The sequence below is a fragment of the Methylobacterium indicum genome (assembly GCF_017347565.1).
GTDB classification, from domain to species: domain Bacteria; phylum Pseudomonadota; class Alphaproteobacteria; order Rhizobiales; family Beijerinckiaceae; genus Methylobacterium; species Methylobacterium indicum.
In genome coordinates this window covers 139,367-163,201 of sequence record NZ_AP024145.1, presented here as the reverse complement: position 1 = coordinate 163,201, position 23,835 = coordinate 139,367, and the positions used below count along the sequence as shown (strand labels likewise).

The following is a 23,835-nucleotide window of genomic DNA, read 5'->3' as shown; positions in this document are numbered from 1 at the left end:
TCGAAGAGTTTGCTCGTGAAGAGGCCGGGCGAGACCCGGCCACCACCACACGGACACGGGGACGGACATGGACAAGATCAGGGAGAAGATGGAGCAAGCCCGCCGGCTCGCGGCGTTCTTGCTGGCGCTGGCGAAGGCCTTCGTGAGGCTCATCCGCCGCCTCTTGGGCATCGCGGATGAGGGGGTCGACATGATCGCCTCGGACCTCCGCACCGCCTGGCGCGGTGCCAAGACCGCGAATGATGTCGTCGGGAAGGGCCTCGACGCGACGATCGGCGCGCCAGGCTTGGCGCTGGCCCGCACTGCCGGCGCGGGTGCCCTCGGCGCGGCCGGCTTCGTAGGCCGCTTCCTCGGCGCCATCCTTCCGCAGCGGCCGACCTCTCCGTCGCAGCTGGCGTCGCAGGTCGCCGCCGCGGACAACGCGCGGACACGCAACGACGGCCCCGCGTACAGCCCTCCGGCACCCACCCCTCGGCTGCAGGACCTGTCGCAGGCCGCGCTCGTCCACCAGTACGCCGGCGCCGGCCTGCGCGAGGACGGGGTGATGCGGGTCACGGCGCTCCACGCGCAGCTGCCCCTCCCGCCTGAGGTGGCCGCATGGCTAGAGGGCCTCGGCCAGGTCGCGCGGATGAGGGTAGCGATCGCGTCGCCCGATGCGATCGAGCGCCACCTGAACGCCCGCGGCGACGTTGACCTCATCCCCGGCGTGCCCCGCGGCCCGAAGCCGGTCGATCTCGATGCAGCCCTCGCCTCGGCCCGGGCAAGCTTCCGAGCCGAGAAGGCGGCGATCGCGGCGGGCGTCACCCCGGCGCCCGCCGAGCCGGAGGCCCGCCAGGAGAAGCGCCCTTTCGCCTATCTGGGCGACGTTGATCTCGGGGCTGTCGCCTACGCCCGCTGAGGGTGCCTGCGAACGAAGAAGGGCCGCCGGAGGGGATCCGGCGGCCCTTCTCTTTTGGGCAGCCCCCCTCAGATCAAGCCGGCCATCCTCGCGTAGGCGACGGCCTCGCTCTTCAACCCAGCGATCTGCGCCTGCGCCGCAGCCAGCTCCCGGCGCAAGCGATCGTTCTCGTGGGAGATGGCGGTGGCCGCGTCGATCGCCTCGGCCTCGATCTGGCGGCTCTCGGTCAAGCGCATCTCCAGATCCGCCACCGCGCAGATCCCATCCCGACGGCGGCGGGCCTCCTGCTCGCGGTAGCCGGCGATCGACAGCTGCAAGGCCCCGAAGATGGTGGCGCCCCGATTGGCGACGTCGGCGCTGATGTGGGCTGCGTGATGCATCGGGGGCCTCCGGGGATCTCGTGCCCCAAAGATGTGCCTGGCCGACTCCCCTCCGCAAGTGGCCGAATTCGCGATTCTTACGTCATCCCTGGCCGCAGGCTAACGCGTGACAGCGGGAAGTCGACTTTTGGACGAGGCGATCCATTCCCCCCGTTACTCCTAGGGACTGAAACGCGGAAGTTGAACTCGGCAACGCGGTCCTCACGGTGTCGCACGCGACGCTTTCGGGGGCCTCAGGACACGCTTCCGGATCGCCTCTACGACCGCCTCGCGCTCGTATTTCGGCTTGGACGGATCTGCTTCATGCGCCGCGTATGAGCGCGACATCGCCAAATCACGGGCGTACTTCAGGAGTTCGACAGGGTCGATCGAGGCGGGGCTTTTCAGCAGCGTGAGCCGCAGTGCGTCCACGATGGCCCGCTCGATCGAAGTGGGATCGGGGATACCAGCCTCGCGCTGGCGCTCGCGCTGCAGGTTCTTGCGCCGGGCTGCCTCGCGGCGCTCCCACGCAGTCTGCTGGCGGGTGTCCCGGGCATACCGGTGGACCGGGAGGTACTGGAGATCGGTGGGGACTGGAATTGTCATGCCCACAGCATGTGACCGGGTCACGCAAGCCACAACGACAGTGTCACAAATTTCTGAACGGCCGTGAGTGCAGATAACTCAGGTTGAGTGCATGTCACGTCGCCCTGCACCCGAAGTGGCCGTGGAACGGACCACGCTAACGGGATCGGATCACCAAAAAAGGAAAAGATCGCCCTGCCGATCCAATTCAGGATCGTAATCTACAGGGACAACTTTCTCAAATAATGAAGACACTCGACGATCGAATGTACCAAATCCGCCATCCATAATTCTATCCCATTCATACGGCTCGCAATCTCTCATTATTCGAGCAATTTCACGACACATTATGCGGACATGTTCTTGATTAACTTCTTCCTCCTCGTCAATGTAATCTGGCTCTGCACTTTTATTTCCAAGCGCACATAACCAATCGTCACATTGATCGCCATAAAGCGACGCAACTGCTTGCCGCAAGGCAGTTGTAAGTCGATCACGCTCCGCCTCAGAAAGGCTGTGGTACACGAAATCGCCAGCTTTCTTAAAAGTGTTCATGAATTCCTCTGGGTCTGCACCAGTCGCCCTTAGGCGCGAACTCACTCTGCTGTGGAATAGAAACCAAGTCCATGACCTGCGTCACCTTAGCAGGTGATGGGCCATTCATCGGCTTCGATGAGCCAGCGACGCGCGTGGCGTTGTTCGAGGCGCGCCCAATCGCGGTCCCGATGGCTGGGCCTCTCGCAGGGCGCGCTAGCGGGGCACTCGGCGGGGACCATCTCGCGCCGTGGGCAATCTCGCGAGGCTCGCTTCCCGTCGCGAGTCCTCTGAGCGGGTCGCCCCAGCTCGCGCCGACCGCCGTCATCAGTCTCGGCGGAGTGGACGATTTCGCTACGCTTTCCTGCTTCGTCCTCGTGCTGTGCGGCCCCGGTACCGTGGGACGGCGGGCATCGGTGGACATGCTTCAGGAGGTCTCGCCTGCAGCCCTAACGCTGTCGGCCGGGTCGATCTTCATGGTCAGCGTCGCACTCGACCAACTCGTGCCGCCTTTGGTCGCCACGACTATGCCCGCGCACTGTGAGGCAGGGTCGCGACCGCGCCCAGGCTCGTCGACGTCTCGGACGCCGGCCATTTCGACCTGGTCACGCCCTCAGGGCTGACTTGGCAGCAGGTGCGCGGTCTCGCCGAGGAGGCGCTGGAAGTCCGGTAAGCGGGATCGCGGTTAGCAGCGAGCGGGACCGTCGGCTCCCAAGTGCCGTAGCGCAGGGCCTCGACCAGCAGGGCGTAGGCCGAAGTGCGCTGTCGCCGGCTCGGATAGTAACGATGGTAGCCGCGAAACGGCGGCCACCAGTCGGCCGGCACCCGCACGAGCCGGCCCGCTTCTACGTACGCCCGGACCTGGTCCTCGGGCAGATCGGCTAATCCCAACCGCCCAGGGCTGCCTTCCGAGCCATCGACCCGGTGTTGACGACGAGCGGCCCCTCGACCCGCACGCTCAGGACGCGGGAGACCCTCTCGAACTTCTAAGCGTATAGCCCTCCCGCACGTTGGGCGTCGGAAGGCGCAAGTTGACGCAGGTACGCTCCATTAGGTCGTTGGGCGTGCGCGGCTTGCGTTGCGGCTTGGAGTAGTCCGGCGCGGCCACCGCGACGATGTGCTGGTCGAACCCGATGCGCACCGCGACTTTGTTCATTTCAAACTGCTCCCCGACGTGTACGCCGCGTCGAAGCGCTCAGCCATGATTTTGGTCAGGCCTTTGTCGACCACGACTTTGGATATTACGTTAGGGAATTCTGACAATAGCCGCTTCAAGGCCTGTCAGACGATGGTCTCGGCCAAGAGTTTCCCGCCGACATGCGGACGTTGCCTACCGGCTTCTCCCAGTGCTCAGTCAGCGCGGCGAGTTCAGCATCTATCACCGCGGCGAAGGGCGGTGCGAGACTGGACCAGAAAGAGGTCGCATTCCGGGCTAGCCATCTTTGATCGCAGCAACGCAGAGCCGGACACTCTCTACCCCACCACGCAAGCTCAAGTCGTGAAAAATACATCGTAGTCACGAAAATGCATAAAATTTGAACGAAATGAACGTCGAATTTCGCTAATCTTCGTGAAAGTAATTGTGTTTACATCAAGTGGCTCGCCGGAACCCTTCCGGCAGGAGCCAGAAAATGTCTGAGTATGCGACCAGCGCTGCGTCGGAGCGGTTCTCTGATAAAAAGCTAGAAGAGATGTTCGAGGTGGCAACGGAAAACGCGGCTGATGTCGCCGAAGAAATACGATCCGGCGGGGAAGTTGCAGGCCTCATGAATTGCATCTTCGGGATGCCGACGGTGGTACTAATGTGGCGTGGCGCTAACGGCCAAATCGAATATCGTGTGGCGAAGTGCGAACAGTTGCTGCAGGGCGCCGTCGAAGATAATGCAATTATAAACGGTCCTATGACTTGCTATAGGACAGATTCGCTTGTGGATGCAGAGACAATATGCGGTACATATAGCTCCGATATAGAAGCTCGTTGGGTTGATATCTGCATCGGCGATAAGGTCGTTGGCGCAAGGTTGACATCTTCGAACTTGGAATAGCGAATTTTGCATTAATACAAGCCTGGCCGGCTTGACTGAAAATCCAGGTCCGGCCAGGCCCCAAAATTTTTCACCACATTAATTGGTAATTCTACAAATGCGCGCCAACTTTAGATATTTTATTGTTTCATAGATATCTAAAAACATCGAATTATGAAATATAACTGCGCTCGCGCTGTGCAGCAATTTCGGGCCGTGGCGTCAGGAAGGGCGCGACCAGCGCCCATCGTCGTCGCTGACATCGGAGGGCTAGGCAGGCTGCGACTGCATCCCTCTAAAAATGGCGCACTCGCTGCTCGACCGGGACGTCGGCAAACATGCGAAGCGGTCGACTTCCTGCTCACCTCACAGCCCAACCTTGATGCGGCCAGCGCTTCTTATGTAAGAGGCTGCTGGATCAGCCGCTTCTCATGCTTGATCGAATTGGCACCGACGGAGCCGGTCCGTGCCCGCCTGCGGTCACCGAGAGCCGCAAGGCGGGTCTGCTGCCACGCAAGCCCACCGACCACGTTACCAAGCATCTGCAACAGGGGATCGAGAGCGACCACCCCCGGGTGAACCGGGGACCATGCCGCAAGCGGGCGGGTTTCGCTCGTTTCACATGCCAGTCCACGAGGTCGAATGGCTGCCTGCAGCCTGCACGACCCGGCCGTCAAGGCGCGAATGTAATAAAGTTCTCACTAAGATGTCACGCCTGGTTCCACGCACCACCCTTCCGCCAAAGAGCGCGGATATTGTAGCACAAACTGCGAAGCTTTAGGGTCCAATGTCGAGCTTCGAGCGGCCATTCGGACGACCCGTATCGCGGGTCCGTAACTGGCGCACAGCCGAACAAGCGGCATGCCAACTGCTGACCCGAAGCGGCTTCTCGGCTTCCTTGGCGCCCACGTCCGGAAGGCCGCACGATCCGGACCTTCGCGGCGGCGACGTTGACGATCGGCCTTGCCTCGCTTCACATCTGCGCCCCCAGTTCAGTCGACAGGCGCTCGGCGGCGGCCCGGAGCCCCGGCGCCAGGAGACCGGCCCGCTCGGTGCTGAGGCGCGAGGACGGGCCGGACAGCGCGAGGGCTCCGATCAACCGGCGCCCGGCACCGAAGATCGGCATCGCCAGGGAGGCGACGTGGGGATCGGTGATCCCCGAGGTGTAGAGTGGCAGCTCGGGCGCCGCCGCCGGGTCCACCCGATCGCCGAAGGTCGCCAGCACCTGGGCGATGGCCGATTGGTCCATCGGCCGCATGTCGCCCGGCCGGACGTTCATGCGCAGAGGATAGGGCGAGTCGGCCCGGAACAGGCAGAGCCGCTGATTGCCGCGGCGAATGTAGAACGAGGCCGTCTCCATCGACTCGGCGGCCAGGCGCTCCAGCACCGGCACCACCCGTTCCTCCAGCGCGAAGGATTGCTGGTAGACCGAGCCGATCCGCGCCGCCTCGACGCCGAGGCGGTAGCGCCCGTCGTCCAGCCGCTCGATCAGGCCGAACTTCTCGAGCGAGATGCACAGCCGCATGATGGTGCTCTTCACCAGGTCCGTGCGCCGGGCGAGTTCCGTCAGTTCGAGCGCGTCGTCGCCACGCTGAAACGCGGTCAGGACGGTCAGCACCCGCTCGGCCGAGGCGACGCCTTCGAGCTTGGGTCTCGGTCGAGCCTCTTTCGGCATTCGTCTCACGCTCACGGGTCTTAGCGGGCTTCGCGGTCGCATCCCTTAGCGGCGCCGCGCGCTGCCGCCAAACCACGCGAACGGCCGCGCCCGGCCTGCGGCATTCGCGCAGGATCTGCCGCGCTTGACCCGTCCGGGCGCCGCCGCTACTCAAAATGAAACGCCGTTGCAAAATCGGCAGGGAGCAAACGTCATGACACGGGCAGGACCGGCACTGCCGGCATTCTCACCACCGGGTGCGGTGGACGAAGCGGCGCTGCATCGCAAGATGATGTGGCGGATCCTGCCGTTCCTGTTCGTCTGCTACGTGATCAGCTACCTCGATCGCGTGAATGTCGGCTTCGCCGCGCTGACAATGAACAAGGATATCGGTCTCACGGCGACCGCTTTCGGCGTCGGGGCCGGCCTGTTCTTCTTCGGCTACTTCATCGCCGAGATTCCCAGCAACCTGATCATGATGCGCGTCGGGGCCCGGATCTGGATCGCCCGGATCATGATCACCTGGGGCCTGGTCTCGGCGGCGACCGCCTTCGTCACCGGGCCGGTGCAGTTTGGCATCGCGCGCTTCCTGCTGGGCCTGGGCGAGGCCGGGTTCGTGCCGGGCGTCTTCCTGTACCTGAGCCTGTGGTTTCCCTCCGCGGTGCGGGCTCGCGCCACCGCCCTGTTCCTGCTCGGCATCCCGGTCGCCAACATCGTCGGCTCGCCGATTTCCGGCGCGCTGATCCAGCTCGAAGGGTTCGGCCTCAAGGGCTGGCAGTGGCTCCTGATCCTCGAGGCGGTGCCGGCGGTGGCTCTGGGCATCGCCTGCCTGTTCGTCCTGACCGACCGGCCCGAGAAGGCGGCCTGGCTGTCGCCGGCGGAGCGCGACGCCCTCGTCGCCAAGCTCGCGGCCGAGAAGGCGGCGATCGAGCAGAAGCACAAGATGACGCTGGCCCAGGCCCTCCGGAACTGGCGCGTCCTGATGCTGGCCTGCATCAACTTCTGCGCCATCGTCGGATCCCTCGGCATCGGCCTGTGGCTGCCGCAGATCATCAAGCAGCTCGGTCTCGCCACCTCGCTGGTCGGGGTGGTGACGGCGATCCCCTATGTCTGCGGCGCGGTCGCCATGGTGGTGTGGGGCCGGATGTCGGATCGCGGCAGCGACCGGACGATCTACCCGGCGATCTCGCTCCTCGTCGGCGCGACCGCCCTGGTGGCGAGCGCCGTCACGCCGACGCCGGTCCTCACCATCGCGGCGCTCTGCGTGGCGGTGATGGGCATCAACTCCTTCGTCGCCACCTTCTGGGCGGTGCCGTCGAGCTTCCTCACCGGGCGGGCGGCCGCCGGCGGGATCGCCATGATCGTCTCGATCGGCAATCTCGGCGGCTTTGCCGGGCCGTACATGATCGGCCTGGTGCGCGACCTCTCGGGCGGGTTCACCGCGCCCCTCGTCGCGGTCGGCGCCTGCCTGCTGGTCGGGTCGGTCCTGATGCTCGCCTTCGGCCGCAAGGTCCGGCAGGCCGACGGGCCCGTCGCGGTCGCGGCCTGATCCGGGGTGCTGCCATCATGATCCCGCGCCTCGCTTCCCTTCCCGAGACGGCGCCGCTCCACGCGGCCTTCTGCGCCGAATTGCGGGCGCGGGGCTTTGCCGGCGATCTCTCCCTGTCGGGCGCCGACCGCACCGTGCTGGCGACCGACAACTCGATCTACCAGCTCACCCCGCAGGCGGTGGCCTTCCCGCGCGACCGCGACGACCTCGTGCGGATCGCCAGGCTGCTCGCCGAGGACCGGTTCGCCGGGATGCGGATCGCGCCCCGGGGTGGGGGGACCGGCACCAACGGCCAGTCCCTCACCGACGGGCTCGTGGTCGACTTGTCGCGGCACATGAACCGGATCCTGGCGATCGATCCGGTCGCCCGCACGGTCCGGGTCGAGGCCGGCGTGGTCAAGGACCAGCTCAACGCGGCGCTCAGACCCCACGGGCTGTTCTTCGCCCCCGAGCTCTCGACCTCGAACCGCGCCACGATCGGGGGCATGATCTCGACCGATGCCTGCGGCCAGGGCTCGTGCCTCTACGGCAAGACCCGCGACCATGTGCGGGCGCTCACCACGATCCTCTCCGACGGCACGGTCTGGCACTCCGAACCCCTCGACGCGGCCGGGCTCGCCGCGGTGCAGGCGCGGGGCGACCGGGCCGGCGCCATCCACCGGGAGCTCGACCGGATCCAGCGCGAGAACGCCGCGCTCATCGCCGAGCGGTTCCCGCGGCTCAACCGCTGCCTCACCGGCTACGACCTCGCCCACATCCGGCGCGAAGACGGGTTTTTCGACCTCAACGCGGTCCTGTGCGGCTCGGAGGGCACCCTGGGCTTCCTGGCCGAAGCCACGCTCAACGTCCTGCCGCTGCCGAGCCACGCGGCCCTGGTCGTCCTGCGCTACGGCAGTTTCGACGCGGCGCTCCGCGATGCGCGGGCGCTCAGCGATCTCGCGCCGGCCTCGATCGAGACCGTCGATTCGACGGTGCTGGCGCTCGCCCAGGGCGATCTGGTCTGGGACGGCGTCGCCGCCTTCTTCCCCACCGATGCGGGCGAGCGGGCCCGCGGCGTCAACCTCGTCGAGTTCGTCGGCGACGGCGAGGCGGTGGTCGCAGCGCAGCTCGGCCGCCTGACCGCCCTGCTCGACGCGGCCGGACCCGTCGCGGGGCGGCGCGGCTACACGATCGCGCGGGCTGAGGCCGAGATCGGCCGGATCTGGACCATGCGCAAGAAGGCGGTCGGCCTTCTCGGCAACCGGACCGGCGAGGCGCGCCCGATCGCCTTCGTGGAGGACACCGCGGTCCCGCCCGAGAACCTCGCCGACTTCATCGCCGCGTTCCGGGCCGTCCTCGACCGCCACGGCCTCGAGTACGGCATGTTCGGCCACGTCGATGCCGGCGTGCTCCACGTCCGCCCGGCGATCGACATGAAGGCGCCGGGCGCGGAGAGCCTGGTGCGCGCAGTGACCGAGGAGGTCGTCGCGCTGACGCAAGCCTATGGCGGCCTGCTCTGGGGCGAGCACGGCAAGGGCGTGCGCTCCGAGTTCTCGCCGCTCGTGTTCGGCCCGCTCTACCCGGCGCTCCAGGCGGTGAAGGCCGCCTTCGACCCGGGGAACCAGTTCAACCCCGGCAAGATCGCGGCACCGGAGGGCGGCAGCCTTCTGACCATCGACGGCGTGCCGACCAAGGGCAGCCACGACCGGGCGATTCCGGCCGAGGTGCGGGCGGGTTACGACGAAGCCCTGCACTGCAACGGCAACGGCGCCTGCTTCACCTACGATCCCGACGAGGCGATGTGCCCGTCCTGGAAGGGTACGCGCGAGCGCCGGCACTCGCCCAAGGGCCGCGCCCAGCTGATGCGCGAGTGGCTGCGCCGGCTGGCGGTGCAGGGAGTCGACCCGCTGGCGGAAGCCCGTGCTGCGCGGACCCGCCCCGGCTGGCGCACCTTCCCGGCCCGCCTCGCTGCGAGCCTGCGCCGACGCGACGACGACTTCTCGCACGAGGTCCACGAGGCGATGGCCGGATGCCTCGCCTGCAAGTCCTGCACCGGGCAATGCCCGATCAAGGTCGACGTCCCGACCTTCCGGGCGAAGTTCCTCGAACTCTATCACGGCCGCTACCTCCGGCCGCTGCGCCACCATGCGGTCGCAGCCCTGGAGCCGCTGGCGCCCTGGCTCGCGAAGGCTCCGCGTCTCGCCAACGCGGCGATGCGGCTCGGGGCGGGGAGGGCGGTCGGCCTCGTCCACGCGCCGATGCTGTCCGGGCTCGATCTGCGGCGCGAGACGGGGCGCCGCGGCGTGGCCCTCGCCGATCCGGAGATCCTGGCGCGGCTCTCGCCGGCCGAGCGGCTGGCGAGCGTCGTCGTGGTGCAGGACGCCTTCACCAGCCACTACGACACGCCCGTGCTGCTGGCCCTCCTCGACCTCTTGATCGGCCTGGGGATCCGGCCCTGGCTCGCGCCCTTCCGGCCCAACGGCAAGCCGTTGCACGTCCACGGCTTTCTCGGGGCGTTCGAGCGGGTCGCCGCCGCGAACGCCGCCGACCTCGACCGGATCGCCGCGGCCGGCATCCCCCTCGTCGGCCTCGACCCGTCGATGACCCTGACCTACCGCTCCGAGTACCGCCAGGCCTTGGCCGGCCGCGACCTGCCGCAGGTCCAGCTCGTCCAGGAATGGCTCTCCGGGCGCCTCGATCCCCGCGCGACCGACCCCGACGGGGAGCCCTACTGGCTGCTGGCGCACTGCACCGAGCGGGCGACGGCGCAAGCCGCCGTGACGGCCTGGGCGACGGTCTACCAAGCCTTCGGCCTCTCCCTCGCGGTGCTGCCCTCGGGTTGCTGCGGCATGGCCGGCACCTACGGCCACGAGGCCGAGAACCGGGCGACCTCCGAACGCATCTACGGCCTGAGCTGGGCGAAGCCCGTGGCCGACAAGGGCCGGACCGGCCGCCTCCTCGCCGACGGCTATTCCTGCCGCTCGCAAGCCAAGATCGTCGACGGCGTGCGGCTGCCGCACCCGGTCGAGATCCTGCGCGACCGCCTTGCCACAACGATCCCCGCGCCCCGCCTCGCGGCAGCGGCGCACTGACCCCGACATCACTGGAGTTATCCATGACCGAGCGCACGCAATTCCGGTTCGGCCTCGTCGGCTACGGCGAGATCGGCAGCACGCTGGGCGCGGGCCTGCGCGGGGCCGGCCTCGAACGCATCGCTTGCTACGACAAGTACGCGTTCGACGGGCCATACGCCGACCTGATCCAGGGCCGCGCGCGGGAGGCCGGGGTCACGCTGGTGCGCTCGAACGCCGAACTCGCCGAGGCCGCCGACCTGATCGTCAGCGTGACGCCCGGCATCGCCTCCCTCGACAGCGCCGAGGCCTTCGCGCCGGTGCTCTCGGAGCGCCACACCTTCCTCGATTTCGCCTCCGCCACCCCGAAGGTGAAGCAGGGCGTCGCCGAGCGCCTGTCGGCCACCGGCGCGCTCCTCGGCGACGGCGCGATCGAGGGCACGCCGCTCCACGGCTATTCCATGCGGATGCTGTCGAGCGGGCCGGCCGGCGAGCGGGTGCGCGACCTCCTGGTGCCCTGGGGCATGCAGATCGCCTTCATGGGCCCGGCCCTCGGCACGGCGTCGGGCATCAAGATCCTGCGCTCGGTTCTGATCAAGGGCATCGAGGCCCTGCACGACGAGATGCTGCTCGCCGCCCGGCAATACGGCATCGACGAGGTGGTGCTCGCCTCCGCCTCGAAGACCCTGGCCCGGCCCTGGATGGACACGGTGCAGAGCCTGACCCCGTCCGGCGTCATCCACGCCAAGCGCCGGGCCGAGGAGCTGGAGATGTCGGCCGAGGCGGTCGCAGATTCCGGCGTCGAGCCGATCATGGCCCGGGCCATCGCCCAGCGCCTGCGCTGGAAGGAGAGCCTGGGGCTCAAGGACCACTTCAAGGGCCTCGTGCCGGCCACCTACCAGGAGGCGCTGGAGGCGATGGCCGAGAAGGCGGGGCTGAAACCTATCGGCGAGGCATGAGCCGAAATCGACATCGATCATCCCATCCCACGCGCGACCTCATCCTGAGGTGTCAGTCCATCGAGATGGACTGACCTCGAAGGAGGTCTCCAGGAATCGCAGCGCATCCTGGAGTACTCCTTCGAGGCTCCGCGATCTGCGATCGCTCCGCACCTCAGGATGAGGTTGCGGGTGGGATGACCGTCATAAAGACAATCCGAAGAACCCTGGAAGTAACCCCATGCCCATCGGCTTCAAGATCCATCCCCGCACCCGCACGGTCGACGCCGCCACGGTCGAGAAGTTCAAGGCGATCGCGGTCGCCAACATCAGCGATTCGATGAGCCGCATGGTCCATGCCGGGCCGCGCCTGCGCCCGATGCATGGTGGCGGCGTGCTCTGCGGCGTCGCCCTCACGGTGCGGACGCGGCCCGGCGACAACCTGATGGTGCATGCCGCCCTCAACCGCGCCAAGCCCGGCGACGTCCTCGTCATCGATGCCGGCGGCGACCTCACCAACGCGCTGATGGGCGAGCTGATGCTGGGCCACGCGCAACAGATCGGCGTCGCCGGCGTGGTGCTGAACGGCGCCGTGCGCGATCTCGGCTGGATCCGCGCCAACACGTTGCCGGTCTTTGCCGCCGGCGTCACCCATCGCGGGCCCTACAAGGACGGGCCGGGCGAGATGAACGTGCCGGTCGCCCTCGACGGGATGGTGATCGCGCCGGGCGACCTCGTCGTCGGCGACGACGACGGCGTCGTCTGCGTGCCCTTCGACCAGGTCGAGGCGGTCTATGCCGCCGCCGCCGCCAAGCAGCAGGGCGAGGCCAAGACCATGGCGGCGATCCGGGCCGGCACCGTCGACCGGTCCTGGGTCGAGCGCGCGCTGGAGAAGGCCGGCTGCGAAGGCCTCTGAACGACGCGACAGACACCAGGAATTCGGGAGGACGGGACGTGAGCGCCGCAACAGACGAGCCGCAGACCCTCGAGGCAACGACGATGCGCCGGGTGATCCTCCGGCTCGTGCCGTTCCTGATGGTGTGCTACTTCTTCGCCCTGCTCGACCGGGTGAACGTGGGCTTCGCCGCCCTGCAGATGAACCAGGATCTCGGGCTGACGCCTGCGATGTTCGGCTTCGCCGCGAGCCTGTTCTTCGTTTCGTACTTCCTGGTCGAGGTGCCGAGCAACCTGGCGCTCCAGCGCGTCGGGGCGCGACGCTGGATCGCCCGGATCATGATCACCTGGGGGTTCGTCACCATGGGCATGGCCCTCGTGACCGGGCCGCACTCGCTCTACGTCATGCGCTTCGTGCTCGGTGCGGCGGAGGCCGGGTTCTTCCCCGGGGCGATCCTCTACCTCACCTACTGGCTGCCGAGCCGGTACCGGGCCCGCGTGCTCGCCACCTTCACGGTCTCGATCCCGCTCGCCACCTTCCTCGGCTCGCCGCTCTCGGTCTCGCTGCTGGAACTGCACGGCTTCCTCGGGCTCAAGGGCTGGCAATGGCTGTTCGTGCTGGAGGGGCTGCCGACGGTGCTGCTCGGCATCGCCTGCCTGTTCGTGCTGACCGACAAGCCGAAGGACGCGACCTGGCTCGAGCCCGCACAGCGCGACTGGCTGGTCTCCCGCCTCGCCGAGGAGGCGGCGGGCAAGACCCCCGTCGGCCACATCTCGCTCTGGGGGCTGATGCGCAACAGGTACTTCCTCACCATGGCGCTGGTCTGCGCCGGCGCCTCGGCCACCGGCAGCACGCTCTCGGTCTGGCAGCCGCAGATCATCAAGTCGTTCGGGCTCACCAACCTCCAGACCGGCTTCGTCAACTCGGTGCCCTACGGCATCGCCACTGTCCTGATGATCCTGTGGGGCCGCCACTCGGACCGCCGGGCCGAGCGCACCTGGCACACCGCGATCCCGCTGCTGCTCGCCGGACTCGGCCTTGCCGTCCTCAACCTCGCCGGCGGCATCACGATGACGATCGTCGCGGTGTCGTTCGCCCTCGTCGGCGCCTACGCCTTCAAGGGGCCGTTCTGGGCGCTCTCGGCCGGCTGGCTCTCGGCCGGCACCCTGGCGGCGGGGCTCGCCGGCATCAACGCCATCGCCAACCTGATCGGCGGCGGGCTGATGGTGAACGTCGTCGGCCTGGTGAAGACCGCGACCGGCAGCTTCGCGCTGGGCCTTCTCCCGGTGGCGCTCCTCGACCTGGCGGCCGCGGTCAGCGTCGTGATGATCAGCCGCTCGCACGCCCGCTCCGTGCGGGCGCGGGCGGTCCCGGCCTGATCGCGCGGTCCCAACCCTTTCGAGGCACCCGATGTTCTTCTCTCCGCCGCCGGCCGTCACGGCCGAGCTCTTCACCCGCTTGCCGGACCACTACCGCACGCGGAAACCCACGGCCTGGGCCAACGCCAACCGGGGCGGCGAGGCGATCGATTCCTTCCTCGAAGGCCCGGTTTTCGACCGCCAGGGCCGGCTCTACGTCACCGACATCCCGCACGGCCGCATCTTCCGGATCGCGCCGGACGGGACCTGGGACCTCGTCGCCGAGTATGACGGCTGGCCGAACGGGCTGAAGATCCACCGCGACGGCCGGATCTTCATCACCTGCTACAAGAACGGCCTCATGCTGCTCGATCCGGATTCGGGATCGGTGACGCCGTTCCTCGAGACCGCGGGCTCGGAGGGCTTCCGGGGCGTCAACGACCTCACCTTCGCGTCGAACGGCGACCTCTACTTCACCGACCAGGGCCAGACCGGCCTCCAGGACCCGACCGGCCGGGTCTACCGCCTGCGCCCCTCCGGCGAGCTGACCTGCCTGATCGACACCGTGCCGAGCCCCAACGGCATCGTGGTCGACACCGCGATGAAGAACCTGTTCGTCGCGGTGACCCGGGCGCAGCAGATCTGGCGCATCCCGCTTGGCACCAGCGGGCTGGTCTCGAAGGTCGGGGTGTTCGCGCAGCTTCATGGCGGAATGGGCGGGCCGGACGGCATCGCGCTCGACGAGGAAGGCTGCCTGATCGTCGCCCATACCGGCTTCGGCTCGATCTGGCGCCTGTCGCCGGTGGCCGAGCCGCTGCTGCGGGTGAGGTCGCCCGCCGGGATCTCGACCACCAACGTCGCGTATGGCGGTTCCGATCGGAAGACCCTGTTCATCACCGAATCCGCCACCGGCAGCATCCTCACGGTCCCGATGCCGGCTCCCGGCCAGCCCCTCTTCTCCCACGCATGAGCGCACCGATGAGCACGATGACGCGGCGCGACCACCTCGCGCTCCTCGCAACCGGCTCCCTCGCGGCCGGGCTCGGCGGCGCCGGCCCGGCCGCCGCCCAGGCCGTGCGCTGGTCCGGCGGCACCGAGAAGCCCCGGATCGCGGTCCCGGCGAACGCCGCCGATTGCCACCACCACATCTACGATGCCCGCTTCCCCCCGGCGCCGGCCGCGACGCTGCGCCCGCCGGATGCGAGCGTCGAGGATTATCGCGCGCTCCAGCGCCGGCTCGGCCTCACCCGCAACGTCGTGGTGCAGCCCTCGACCTACGGCACCGACAACCGATTGCTGGTGGAATCGGTAAAGGCCTTCGGGCCGAGCGCCCGCGGCGTCGCGATGCTCGATGCGAGTGTCACCGCCGACGAGTTGCGCCGCCTCGACGAGGCCGGCATCCGCGGCGTGCGCTTCGGCACGCGGCTGCCGGGCGGCGCGCCGATCACCGATCTCGAACCGGTCGCCCGCAAGATCGCCGATCTCGGCTGGCACATCCAGCTCGTCTCCGAGGGCGAGAAGATCGTCGAGCTGCGCGACGTGCTGGAGCGTCTGCCGGTCCCGGTGGTGTTCGACCACATGGGCCACCTGCCGGAGCCCGCCGGGCCCGACCATCCGGGTTTCCGGGTCATCGCCGATCTGATCGCGAACCGCGGCGCCTGGGTGAAGCTGACGGGCGCCTACATCCTGTCGAAGTCAGGCCCGCCGTTTTACGCCGACCGCGGCCGGCTTGCCCGCGCCTATGTCGCGCTCGCACCCGAGCGGCTGGTCTGGGGCTCTGACTGGCCGCACCCGACTTCCCCGGCCGAGGGCAAGCCGGACGATGCCGGCCTCCTCGACCTCCTCGCGGAGTGGGCGCCCGATCCGGCCGTGCAGGCCAAGATTCTCGTCTCGAACCCGGCCCGGCTCTACGGGTTCTGACGGGTTTCGGACGAAGCGGCGCAATAAGGACAAGTCGCAGGATTCCCTCTCCCGCACGGGAGACGGGAGATGCGCTCAATGGTCAAACGGCAGAGAAGAACAGAAGGGGAGGTCACCATGACGGCTGTGTTCAATCCGTCGCGACGCGACATGCTGAAAGCCGCCGGCGCTCTTACCGCCGCCACCTTGCCCCTCGGCGATGCCCTCGCCCAGACCGCCGTGCCGTTCTCGGCCGGCACCGAGCCGCCGAAGACCGCGGTGCCGGCCCACGCCTGCGACTCGCACATCCACATCTTCTCGACGCGTTTCCCCGCCTCAGCCCACTGGAAGGGCCAGCCGGTCGCCGACAGCGACGTCGCGGCCTACCGCCTGTTCCAGAAGCGGATCGGCACGAGCCGGACCGTCGTCGTGACCCCGTCGACCTACGGCATCGACAACCGCGCCACCCTCGACGGGGTGGCGCAGCTCGGGGCGTCGGCACGCGCCGTCGTGGTCGTCGACCTCGACGTGACCGAGGCCGAGCTGAAGGACATGGCCGCCCGCGGCGCGGTCGGCATTCGGGTCAACTTCGTCACCCCGCAATCCTGGGGCGCCACCACGGCCGAGCGCCTGGAGGCGATGGCCCGGAAGGTCCATCCCCTCGGCTGGCACGTCCAGGTCTACATGACCGGCGACCAGATCGCCGACCACGCCGAGGTCCTGGCGCGCCTGCCGACCCCGCTCGTCATCGACCACCTCGCCCGCCTGCTGCCCGGGCAGGGGCTGAACCACCGCGCCGTCCCGGTCGTGCTCAAGCTGCTCGATGGCGGCCGGACCTGGATGAAGCTGTCGGGCGCCTACCTCAACACCACGAGCGGCCCGCCGGCCTACGCCGACGCGACCGAGGTCGCCCGGCTCTTCGCGAAGGCGGCGCCGGAGCGGATGGTCTGGGGCAGCGACTGGCCCCATCGCGGCGAGAAGCACATGCCGGACGATGCCGGCCTGTTCGACCTCCTCGCCGACTGGGCTCCGAGCGAGGCTGCACGGCGGCGCATCCTCGTCGACAACCCGGCGACGCTTTACAGCTTCGGTCGGTCCTGAGCGGCGAGCCCTCAGCGAGGCGTGGGACCCTGGAGCCCCGCGCCGCTGCGTGACGGGTGCCGGGCCGACGGTCGAGGGACAGCCACGGGTTTCGGCGGTGCAATCTCGCCTCGGGCTCGGAAGCAGCCGAGCTCAAGGCGCGCGATCGACCGCCTTCGAAGATCCGCTATCAAGCGTTGAGCAGCCGTTTCTAGAGCCATTGTAGAAGGTCCGCAACTGGCGCATAGCCGACACGGAGGAATGGATAGTATTTTCCAATAAAAATCTGCGGTGCTTCCATTCGGTCGAAAAATATCTTTACTTTTATGTTAGTCGATAGATAACCAGCTATGAAGCTCTTTGAGGTCATGGCAGTCCATCGCTGTTGCTGGTGAGCCAGGACATCCTTCAGCTGCCGTGCTGATCGGCCTAGGCGACAGCAGCAGAGCCTTTCGGGGCTATGCTGTTACCATGAGCCGCGACCGCACAGAGATGTCGAGGGCCCGCAACGAGCAGCATCAAAGGGCGTCGAAGCGCCTGTATGACCCGCCGAGGGGAGGGCGCCCGGCACTGATGCGCCAGGAGCGCCGTACAGCGCGCTCAAGGAGACCCTGCTTCATGCATGCTGCTGTATTGCCTCGTCGGCCCTGGAGCATCCCAGGACCAGCACGACAATTTCAGCTTCCGGTAGCAGCCTGCTGGCGGTCGAGCGGCGTCAAGAGTGTCGAATGTGACTACGTATCTCGCATCCCGTCGGCAATAGAAATGGAATCGAGCCCGAAGAAGTCGCAGATCGCGCCGACTTGCGCGGCCAGCATATGGGATCCGGAATGCGTCGCGCAGCCGCGGGCAGCCGCTCGCGCCAGGAAGGGCGTCACTTCCGGCTTGAGCACGATATCGACGGCGACGGTCCGGCTGTCCATGCGATCCAGCTCGACCGGGAAAGCATCCCCGGACTTCATGCCGAGCGATGTACAGTTGACCACCATATCCATGCTGGTCGGATCGCGGTCCCCGGCATGGATGGGTAGGTCTGGGTGAATCTCACCGATGCGTCGGGCCAGATCCGCTGCGCGGACGGGATCAACGTCGAAGAGGTGCAGGGCGCCAGGACGCTGCTCGGCGACGGCAAACGCGATGGCGGTGCCGGCGCCGCCGCACCCGACGATCAGGATGGAACGGCCGGCGATCGTGAAGCCGCGCCCGTGCAGCCCGCCGACGAAGCCGGCGCCATCGAAGTTCTCACCGAGAAGCCGGCCGTCGGGCAGGCGGCGGACGGCGTTGATGGCCCCCATGCGACGCGCCGTCGGCCCGAGTTCGTCGACGAACCGCAGAACGTCGATCTTGTGCGGCACGGTGAGGACGAGCCCGTCGAGGTTGGCGACGGTCCATAGCCCTTTGAACGCCGTCTCCAGGTCCGCAGGCGGTACCCGCATCGGGACGAGCACGCAGGGTACGCCGCGGCGGCGGAACTCGGCATTGAACAGCGCCGGCGATCCGGCCTGCGCGATCGGATCGCCCAGGATCGCGAAGACGCGCGTCTCGCCCGTGAGGGGCAAGGGCAGGCCGGGCGCCGCCGGCACGACGGGTTCAGGCGACACCGCGGACCGCCATGATCGCGCCCATCCGGGCTGCGGCCCGTGCCGGGTCGAGCAGCAGACCCGCCCGGTCGGCCAAGCGGAACGCCTCGGCGAGGTGGAGGGTCGAGCGCGCACCTTCCTGCGCCCCGAGCATGGTGAAATGGTCCTGGTGACCGTTCAGGTAGGCGAGGAAGACGATGCCGGTCTTGTAGTACTGGGTCGGGCTGCGGAAGATGTGCCGCGCGAGCGGCAGCGTCGGCGCGAGCTGCGCGAGGAACCCCGCGCGGTCCCCCTCGGCGAGCCGGACGAAGGCGGCGGACGCGACCGGCGCGATCGCCGCGAAGGCGCCGAGCAGCGCATCCGAATGGCCCTCGGCGTCGCCCGCGATGAGTTCGGGATAGTTGAAATCGTCGCCCGTATACATGCGGACCCCCGCCGGGAGCCGGCGGCGCATGGCGATCTCCTTGTCCTTGTCGAGCAGCGAGATCTTGATGCCGTCGACCTTGTCGGCATGCGTGCCGATGACGTCCAGCGCGACTTGCATCGCGTCGTCGACGGCGTCGTGCCCCCAGTAGCCGGCCAGGGCCGGGTCGAACATTGGCCCGAGCCAATGCAGCACGACGGGTGCACGGGCTTGCCGCAGCAGCCGCTCGTAGACCGCGGCGTAATCGTCCGGACCGCGGGCGACGCGGACCAGCGCGCGCGACGCCATGACGATCAGCTGGCTGCCGGCGCCCTCGATCGCCTCGGCCTGCTCCTCGTAGGCCCGCACGACGTCGTCGAGCGAGCGGACATCCTGCACCGCGAGCTGATCGGTGCCGCAGCCGGAGGCCAGTCGGGCGTCCGGGCGAGACCGGGCGAGCTCGGCGGAGCGCCGAATGAGCGCGAGCGCGTCCGGCCAGTCGAGCCCCATGCCGCGCTGCGCGGTATCCATCGCCTCCGCGACCCCGAGCCCCAGGTCCCACAGGGATGCGCGGAACGCGAGCGTGCGCTCCCAGTCGATCTGCGACCGGTTGAAGGGATCGGTCTCGGCGAGGGGATCGACCACCACATGGGCCGCCGCGTACACGACGCGGTTGAACGCGCGGGGCGGCGCGACCGGCGCGACGGGGCGCCCCGAGAGCCGGTAGGCCTCGACGCTGCGATCCGGACGGGGCAGCAGGACCGTCGGCGCGTCCACGGCGTTGCTCACCCTGCTCATCGGCCCGCTCCCGTTCCTGCCGAGGCCCCGCCCTCCGGCGACAGCCGCGGATGCGGCGCGCGGGTGCGGCCCGCGAGCGTCGCGGCGAGTCCCATCGGTCCGGGCCTGAACAGCCGCGCGTCCATCGTCCGGAGATCGTCCGCGACATGGGGCCGGAAGTTCATCTGGCCGAGAACATCCCGCTCGAGATCGATGCCCGGTGCGATCTCGATGAGTTCCAGTCCACGTTCGCCCGTCTGGAACACCGCTCGTTCGGTCACGAACATCGTCGTCTGGCCGCGCTCGCGCGCATAGCGGCCGTTATAGGAGACCTGCTCCAGCTCAGGGACGAATTTGCGGTGCTTGCCCTCCTGGACGATCACGAGGCGCCCGTCTTCGGCCGCGACCTTCAGGCCGCCCGCCGTCAACGTGCCGCCGAAGACCATCTTGCGGGCGTTCTGACTGATGTTGACGAAGCCGCCGATGCCGACGACCCGGCCCGCGAACCGGCTGATGTTCACGCTGCCCTGCGGATCGACCTCGACGGCGGAGAGGAACGCGATGTCGAGCCCGCCGCCGTCGTAGAAGTCGAACTGGTAGGGCTGGTCGATCATCGCCCAGTAGTTGCGCCCGGCGCCGGCGTCGAGCCCGCTTGCCGGAGCACCGCCGATCAGGCCCTGCTCGTTGGTGAGCACGATGGCGTCGAGGATTCCCTCCTCGGCCGCGACCAGGCCGATGCCGGTACAGATCCCGGAACCGATGTTGCAGATCGCGCCGGGCGCGAGCTCCATCGCCGCGCGGCGAGCCACGATCTTGCGCTCGTCGAGCGGCAGGCTCGGAAACGAGTCGAGGGGGATGCGCACTTCCCCCGCGAAGCTCGGATCGTACGAGGTCTGGTAGGTCTGCGCCTGATCGGGCACGACGACGACGGCGTCGACGAGCATGCCCGGGACCTTGACGGACTTGCCCGGCAGGGTGCCGCGGCGCGCGAGCCGCTTGACCTGGACGATCACGAGGCCGCCGCAAGCCCGCGTCGCCTGCGCCATCGACAGCATGTCGCCGAAGATGGCTTCGTGCTCCATCGAGATGTTGCCGTCCTCGTCCGCCGTCGTGCCGCGCAGGAACGCGACGTCGACGTGGAACGGCTTGTAGTAGAGCCACTCGCGGCCCTTCATCTCGACGAGCTCGACGAGGTCCTCCGTCGACCGGGCGCTCTGCCGGCCGCCGGCCTGCCGCGGATCGACGAAGGTGTGCAGCCCGACATGCGTGATGAGCCCCGGCCGCCCGGCCGCGATCTCGCGGGTGAGCTGGGACAGCGCGCCCTGCGGCAGCGTGTAGGCTTCGATCTCGTTGCGGGCGGCCATGGCGGCGACCGGGGGGGCGTCGACGATGGTGCCGCACACGATCCGCTTGAGGAGGCCCGGATGCGCGAAGCGCGAGGCGCCGCGCTCGCCGCGATCCCCGAGACCGACCGGATGGATCGAGGTGATGTCGCGCGGCGCGCGCTCCGCGAGGAAGCGCCGCTCGACCGCCTCGATCAGCCCTTCCGGGACGGCGTGACCCGAGCCCGAACCGCCGATGAGTACCGTGTCCCCGTCGCGAACGAGCGCGGCGGCCTGGCTTGCCGTGATGACCTTCACTGGAATTTCCGTCCGCTACCAATCGGCTCCAGTGGTATCCTTACTTACTAATAAGTCAAGCGTGCCGGAGTCAGGTCGGCGCGGGGGCGCTCGCCTGGAACGATCGCGATGCGGTCGGCGACGACGGCTTCACGAGGTAGAGATCGAGCATCACGCGCTCGAAGGCCCCGAAGAACTGCTCCAGCCGCTCGAAGCTGCCGGCATCCTGGGTGAAGACGGACGAGCTGTTGACGAGGTTGACCACGAGCAGGGCGAGGTCCTCCCGCGGCGCGTCCTTCGCGAGTTCGCCCGTGGCGGCCGCGTGCGCGAAAGCCTGGTCGATGGCCGCGTGGACGGTGACGGTGAACGACGCGAGGCTGGCCCGGGCGGCGGGGCTCAGCACGTCGCTGTCGAGACGAAGGCGGCCGATCAGGCTCCAGGGGCGCCCGCTCACCTTTCCCCGGTTGAACCGGCGATAGCGCTCGTGATTGTATGCCACGACGCTGCGCAGCTTGTCCGGCAGCGACCGGTTCTCGTCGAGCCAGATGGCCCGGTGACGAGCCCCGGTCTCCTCGACGTAGTCGGCGACGATTTCCTCCACCAGCTGCTGCTTGCTGCCGAAATGATAGTGGATGTTGGTCGTCGTGATGTCGCAGCGCTCGGCAACGTCACGGAAACTCATTCCGTGAAATCCGTGCTTGATCAGCAGTTCCGTCGCGACCTTCTTGATCTTGTCGCGCATACCGGTGCGGGCGAGCGGCGCTCGCACCTTGGGTGTGGACGGCATCGCTTCCCCCGGGTTGACATCGATCCGTCCGGAGACTTGCGGCGATGCCGAAGGGCGGTCAAGCGAGGGCGCGACGTGACATCAACAGCATCGACTCGCCCTCCTGCACGGTGTCGCCGGTCTGCTTGACGATCCGCATCGCCAGGGTGGCGATCCCGCGCTCCGGCCGCTTGGTGGCCCGCACGGCAGCCACGGCGATCCGGACGGACATTCTGTCGCCGATGAGGAGGGGGGCCCGGAACGACCAGTTCCAGCTCAGCGTGGCGACACCGAGGAGGCGGACGGGCGAACGCGTCTTCAAGCCGTCCGCGAGCGACAGGCCGAGAAGGCCGTGCGCGATCCGCCCGGGAAAGCCTTCGCGCCGGGCGAACTCGTCGTCCATGTGCACGTCGAACAGGTCGCCCGAGAGGCCGGCGAAACCGACCACGTGTGCCTCCGTGACCGTGACGCCGGCGGTCTCGTACCAATCGCCCTGCGCCAAGTCGTCGTAACCGTACTCGCCCGGTGCGAGCCGGCGTCCCTCGATGCCCCCGAGTGCGGCTTCCATTACGCCTCTCCCTTACTTGCCGATCAGTAATTAGAGCGTTGACGTTCGTGTGCGTCAACGCCTATTTAGGTGGCAACACCCCGAACGGGGCGACGGACAAACGGACGGCTTCGTCCGTCCATCAGGGAGGCGCGCTTGGCCACGGTCGGCATCGTTGGGGTCCGCAAATCGTACGGCGCGACGCCGATCATCCGCGGCGTCTCGATCGACATTCAGGATGGGGAGTTCGTGATCCTGGTCGGCCCATCGGGCTGCGGGAAATCGACCCTGCTGCGCATGATCGCGGGTCTCGAGAACATCACGGCGGGCGAGATCCGGATCGGGTCGCGCGTCGTCAACGCGGTGCCGCCGAAGGAGCGCGACATCGCCATGGTGTTCCAGAACTACGCGCTCTACCCGCACATGACGGTGAAGGACAACATGGCCTTCTCGCTCAAGCTGAGGAAGGCGCCCAAGGAGGAGATCGAGAGCCGGGTCGGCCGCGCCGCGGCGATCCTCGGCCTCGAGAAGCTCCTCGACCGCTACCCGCGCCAGCTCTCGGGCGGCCAGCGCCAGCGCGTCGCCATGGGGCGGGCGATCGTGCGCGACCCGCAGGTCTTCCTGTTCGACGAGCCGCTCTCCAACCTCGACGCCAAGCTGCGCGTGGCGATGCGGGCCGAGATCAAGGAGCTGCACCAGCGGCTGCGCACCACCACGGTCTACGTCACCCACGACCAGATCGAGGCCATGACCATGGCCGACAAGATCGTGGTGATGCATGACGGCGTGGTCGAGCAGGTCGGCGCGCCGCTCGAGCTCTACGACCGGCCCGACAACATGTTCGTCGCCGGCTTCATCGGCTCGCCGGCGATGAACTTTCTCAAGGGCAGGGTGGCGGGCAATTCGTTCCGCAGCGACGGCGGCCTGACCCTGCCGCTGCCGACCCGCGGGGCGCGCCCCGCCGACGGGATGCCGGCGGTCTACGGCCTGCGGCCGGAGCACGTGCGGCTGGCCGAGGGCGGCGTGCCGGTGGAAGTGGCGGTGGTGGAGCCGACCGGCTCCGAGACCATGGTGCTGGTGCGCCCGCCGGGGGGCGGCACGCAGGCGATCGCCAAGGAGGTCGCGCGCGACATCGCCTGCGTGTTCCGCGACCGGATCGGCGCTGGCCCGGGCGAGCGGATCACCATCACCGCCGATCCCGCCCTCGTCCACCTGTTCGATGCCGAGAACGGACGGCGCCTCGGAGCGCTCCCGGGATAGCTCTGTTGACTTATCGACAAGTAAGTTTAGCGTTCATGGCAGAGGCTGGCGAGTGCTGAT

20 protein-coding genes and 1 pseudogene are annotated in these 23,835 nt (G+C 68.1%); 12 read left to right on the top strand and 9 right to left on the bottom strand.

What is annotated here, in order from left to right:
• The first annotated feature begins 67 nt into the window (after positions 1 to 67).
• Entirely contained in the window at positions 68 to 898 is an 831-nt protein-coding gene (locus tag miv_RS00795; RefSeq protein WP_207180900.1) for a hypothetical protein, read from the top strand.
• Between the two features lie 68 nt (positions 899 to 966).
• Here miv_RS00795 and miv_RS00790 read toward each other — a convergent pair whose 3' ends face one another.
• The 3 genes from miv_RS00790 to miv_RS00780 all read right to left on the bottom strand — a co-directional run bounded on the left by miv_RS00790 (position 967) and on the right by miv_RS00780 (position 2,397).
• The gene (locus miv_RS00790; RefSeq protein ID WP_207180898.1) at positions 967 to 1,278 is read right to left on the bottom strand and encodes a hypothetical protein; all 312 of its coding nucleotides are present in this window, start codon (positions 1,276 to 1,278) and stop codon (positions 967 to 969) included.
• Between the two features lie 201 nt (positions 1,279 to 1,479).
• Positions 1,480 to 1,863: a hypothetical protein gene (locus tag miv_RS00785; protein WP_207180896.1), complete on the bottom strand. Its 384-nt coding sequence runs from the start codon at positions 1,861 to 1,863 to the stop codon at positions 1,480 to 1,482.
• A gap of 150 nt (positions 1,864 to 2,013) precedes the next feature.
• Complete coding sequence (locus miv_RS00780; RefSeq protein ID WP_207180894.1) at positions 2,014 to 2,397, bottom strand: hypothetical protein; 384 nt, start codon at positions 2,395 to 2,397, stop codon at positions 2,014 to 2,016.
• Positions 2,398 to 4,007: 1,610 nt separating this feature from the next.
• On the opposite strand from miv_RS00780, the gene miv_RS00775 reads away from it, so the two are divergent.
• Both miv_RS00775 and miv_RS00770 read left to right on the top strand, forming a co-directional pair.
• Entirely contained in the window at positions 4,008 to 4,421 is a 414-nt protein-coding gene (locus miv_RS00775; RefSeq protein WP_207180892.1) for a hypothetical protein, read from the top strand.
• Between the two features lie 321 nt (positions 4,422 to 4,742).
• Positions 4,743 to 5,019, top strand: a pseudogene (locus miv_RS00770) (DDE-type integrase/transposase/recombinase); the annotation flags it as partial.
• A 354-nt stretch (positions 5,020 to 5,373) separates the two neighbouring features.
• On the opposite strand, the gene miv_RS00765 reads toward miv_RS00770, so the two are convergent.
• Positions 5,374 to 6,075, bottom strand: coding sequence for an IclR family transcriptional regulator (locus miv_RS00765; protein WP_203155252.1), 702 nt, complete (start codon positions 6,073 to 6,075; stop codon positions 5,374 to 5,376).
• 193 nt (positions 6,076 to 6,268) lie between these two features.
• Here miv_RS00765 and miv_RS00760 point away from each other — a divergent pair, with 193 nt between their 5' ends.
• The 8 genes from miv_RS00760 to miv_RS00725 all read left to right on the top strand — a co-directional run bounded on the left by miv_RS00760 (position 6,269) and on the right by miv_RS00725 (position 16,844).
• On the top strand, positions 6,269 to 7,603 hold the full coding sequence (locus miv_RS00760; protein ID WP_207180889.1) for an MFS transporter: 1,335 nt from the start codon (positions 6,269 to 6,271) through the stop codon (positions 7,601 to 7,603).
• A gap of 17 nt (positions 7,604 to 7,620) precedes the next feature.
• Positions 7,621 to 10,674 carry a D-2-hydroxyglutarate dehydrogenase YdiJ gene (ydiJ, locus tag miv_RS00755; protein ID WP_207180887.1) on the top strand — a complete coding sequence of 1,018 codons (3,054 nt, stop codon included), beginning with the start codon at positions 7,621 to 7,623 and terminating at the stop codon, positions 10,672 to 10,674.
• Positions 10,675 to 10,697: 23 nt separating this feature from the next.
• Positions 10,698 to 11,612 (top strand): DUF1932 domain-containing protein, encoded by a 915-nt coding sequence (locus miv_RS00750; protein WP_207180885.1) that lies wholly within the window; start codon positions 10,698 to 10,700, stop codon positions 11,610 to 11,612.
• A 220-nt stretch (positions 11,613 to 11,832) separates the two neighbouring features.
• Complete coding sequence (locus tag miv_RS00745; RefSeq protein ID WP_203155248.1) at positions 11,833 to 12,507, top strand: RraA family protein; 675 nt, start codon at positions 11,833 to 11,835, stop codon at positions 12,505 to 12,507.
• Positions 12,508 to 12,545: 38 nt separating this feature from the next.
• The gene (locus miv_RS00740; protein WP_425312953.1) at positions 12,546 to 13,865 is read left to right on the top strand and encodes an MFS transporter; all 1,320 of its coding nucleotides are present in this window, start codon (positions 12,546 to 12,548) and stop codon (positions 13,863 to 13,865) included.
• Positions 13,866 to 13,896: 31 nt separating this feature from the next.
• On the top strand, positions 13,897 to 14,814 hold the full coding sequence (locus miv_RS00735) for an SMP-30/gluconolactonase/LRE family protein (protein ID WP_207180884.1): 918 nt from the start codon (positions 13,897 to 13,899) through the stop codon (positions 14,812 to 14,814).
• Between the two features lie 8 nt (positions 14,815 to 14,822).
• The gene (locus miv_RS00730; RefSeq protein WP_203155246.1) at positions 14,823 to 15,764 is read left to right on the top strand and encodes an amidohydrolase family protein; all 942 of its coding nucleotides are present in this window, start codon (positions 14,823 to 14,825) and stop codon (positions 15,762 to 15,764) included.
• Between the two features lie 117 nt (positions 15,765 to 15,881).
• Positions 15,882 to 16,844: an amidohydrolase family protein gene (locus tag miv_RS00725; RefSeq protein ID WP_207180883.1), complete on the top strand. Its 963-nt coding sequence runs from the start codon at positions 15,882 to 15,884 to the stop codon at positions 16,842 to 16,844.
• 713 nt (positions 16,845 to 17,557) lie between these two features.
• Here the strand turns inward: miv_RS00725 and miv_RS00720 are convergent.
• From miv_RS00720 to miv_RS00700, 5 genes are all read right to left on the bottom strand, one after another.
• Complete coding sequence (locus tag miv_RS00720) at positions 17,558 to 18,424, bottom strand: shikimate dehydrogenase family protein (RefSeq protein WP_207180882.1); 867 nt, start codon at positions 18,422 to 18,424, stop codon at positions 17,558 to 17,560.
• Positions 18,414 to 19,604, bottom strand: coding sequence for a dihydrodipicolinate synthase family protein (locus tag miv_RS00715; RefSeq protein ID WP_207180881.1), 1,191 nt, complete (start codon positions 19,602 to 19,604; stop codon positions 18,414 to 18,416). The genes miv_RS00720 and miv_RS00715 overlap by 11 nt, the downstream gene beginning before the upstream one ends.
• Positions 19,601 to 21,223, bottom strand: a complete 1,623-nt coding sequence (locus miv_RS00710; protein WP_244748811.1) for an acyl CoA:acetate/3-ketoacid CoA transferase — start codon at positions 21,221 to 21,223, stop codon at positions 19,601 to 19,603. The genes miv_RS00715 and miv_RS00710 overlap by 4 nt, the downstream gene beginning before the upstream one ends.
• 70 nt (positions 21,224 to 21,293) lie before the next feature.
• Positions 21,294 to 21,989, bottom strand: a complete 696-nt coding sequence (locus miv_RS00705; RefSeq protein WP_207180880.1) for a TetR/AcrR family transcriptional regulator — start codon at positions 21,987 to 21,989, stop codon at positions 21,294 to 21,296.
• A gap of 58 nt (positions 21,990 to 22,047) precedes the next feature.
• Positions 22,048 to 22,536, bottom strand: coding sequence for a MaoC family dehydratase (locus miv_RS00700; RefSeq protein ID WP_207180879.1), 489 nt, complete (start codon positions 22,534 to 22,536; stop codon positions 22,048 to 22,050).
• 69 nt (positions 22,537 to 22,605) lie between these two features.
• On the opposite strand from miv_RS00700, the gene miv_RS00695 reads away from it, so the two are divergent.
• The gene (locus tag miv_RS00695) at positions 22,606 to 23,775 is read left to right on the top strand and encodes an ABC transporter ATP-binding protein (protein ID WP_425312952.1); all 1,170 of its coding nucleotides are present in this window, start codon (positions 22,606 to 22,608) and stop codon (positions 23,773 to 23,775) included.
• The last annotated feature ends 60 nt before the right edge of the window (positions 23,776 to 23,835 follow it).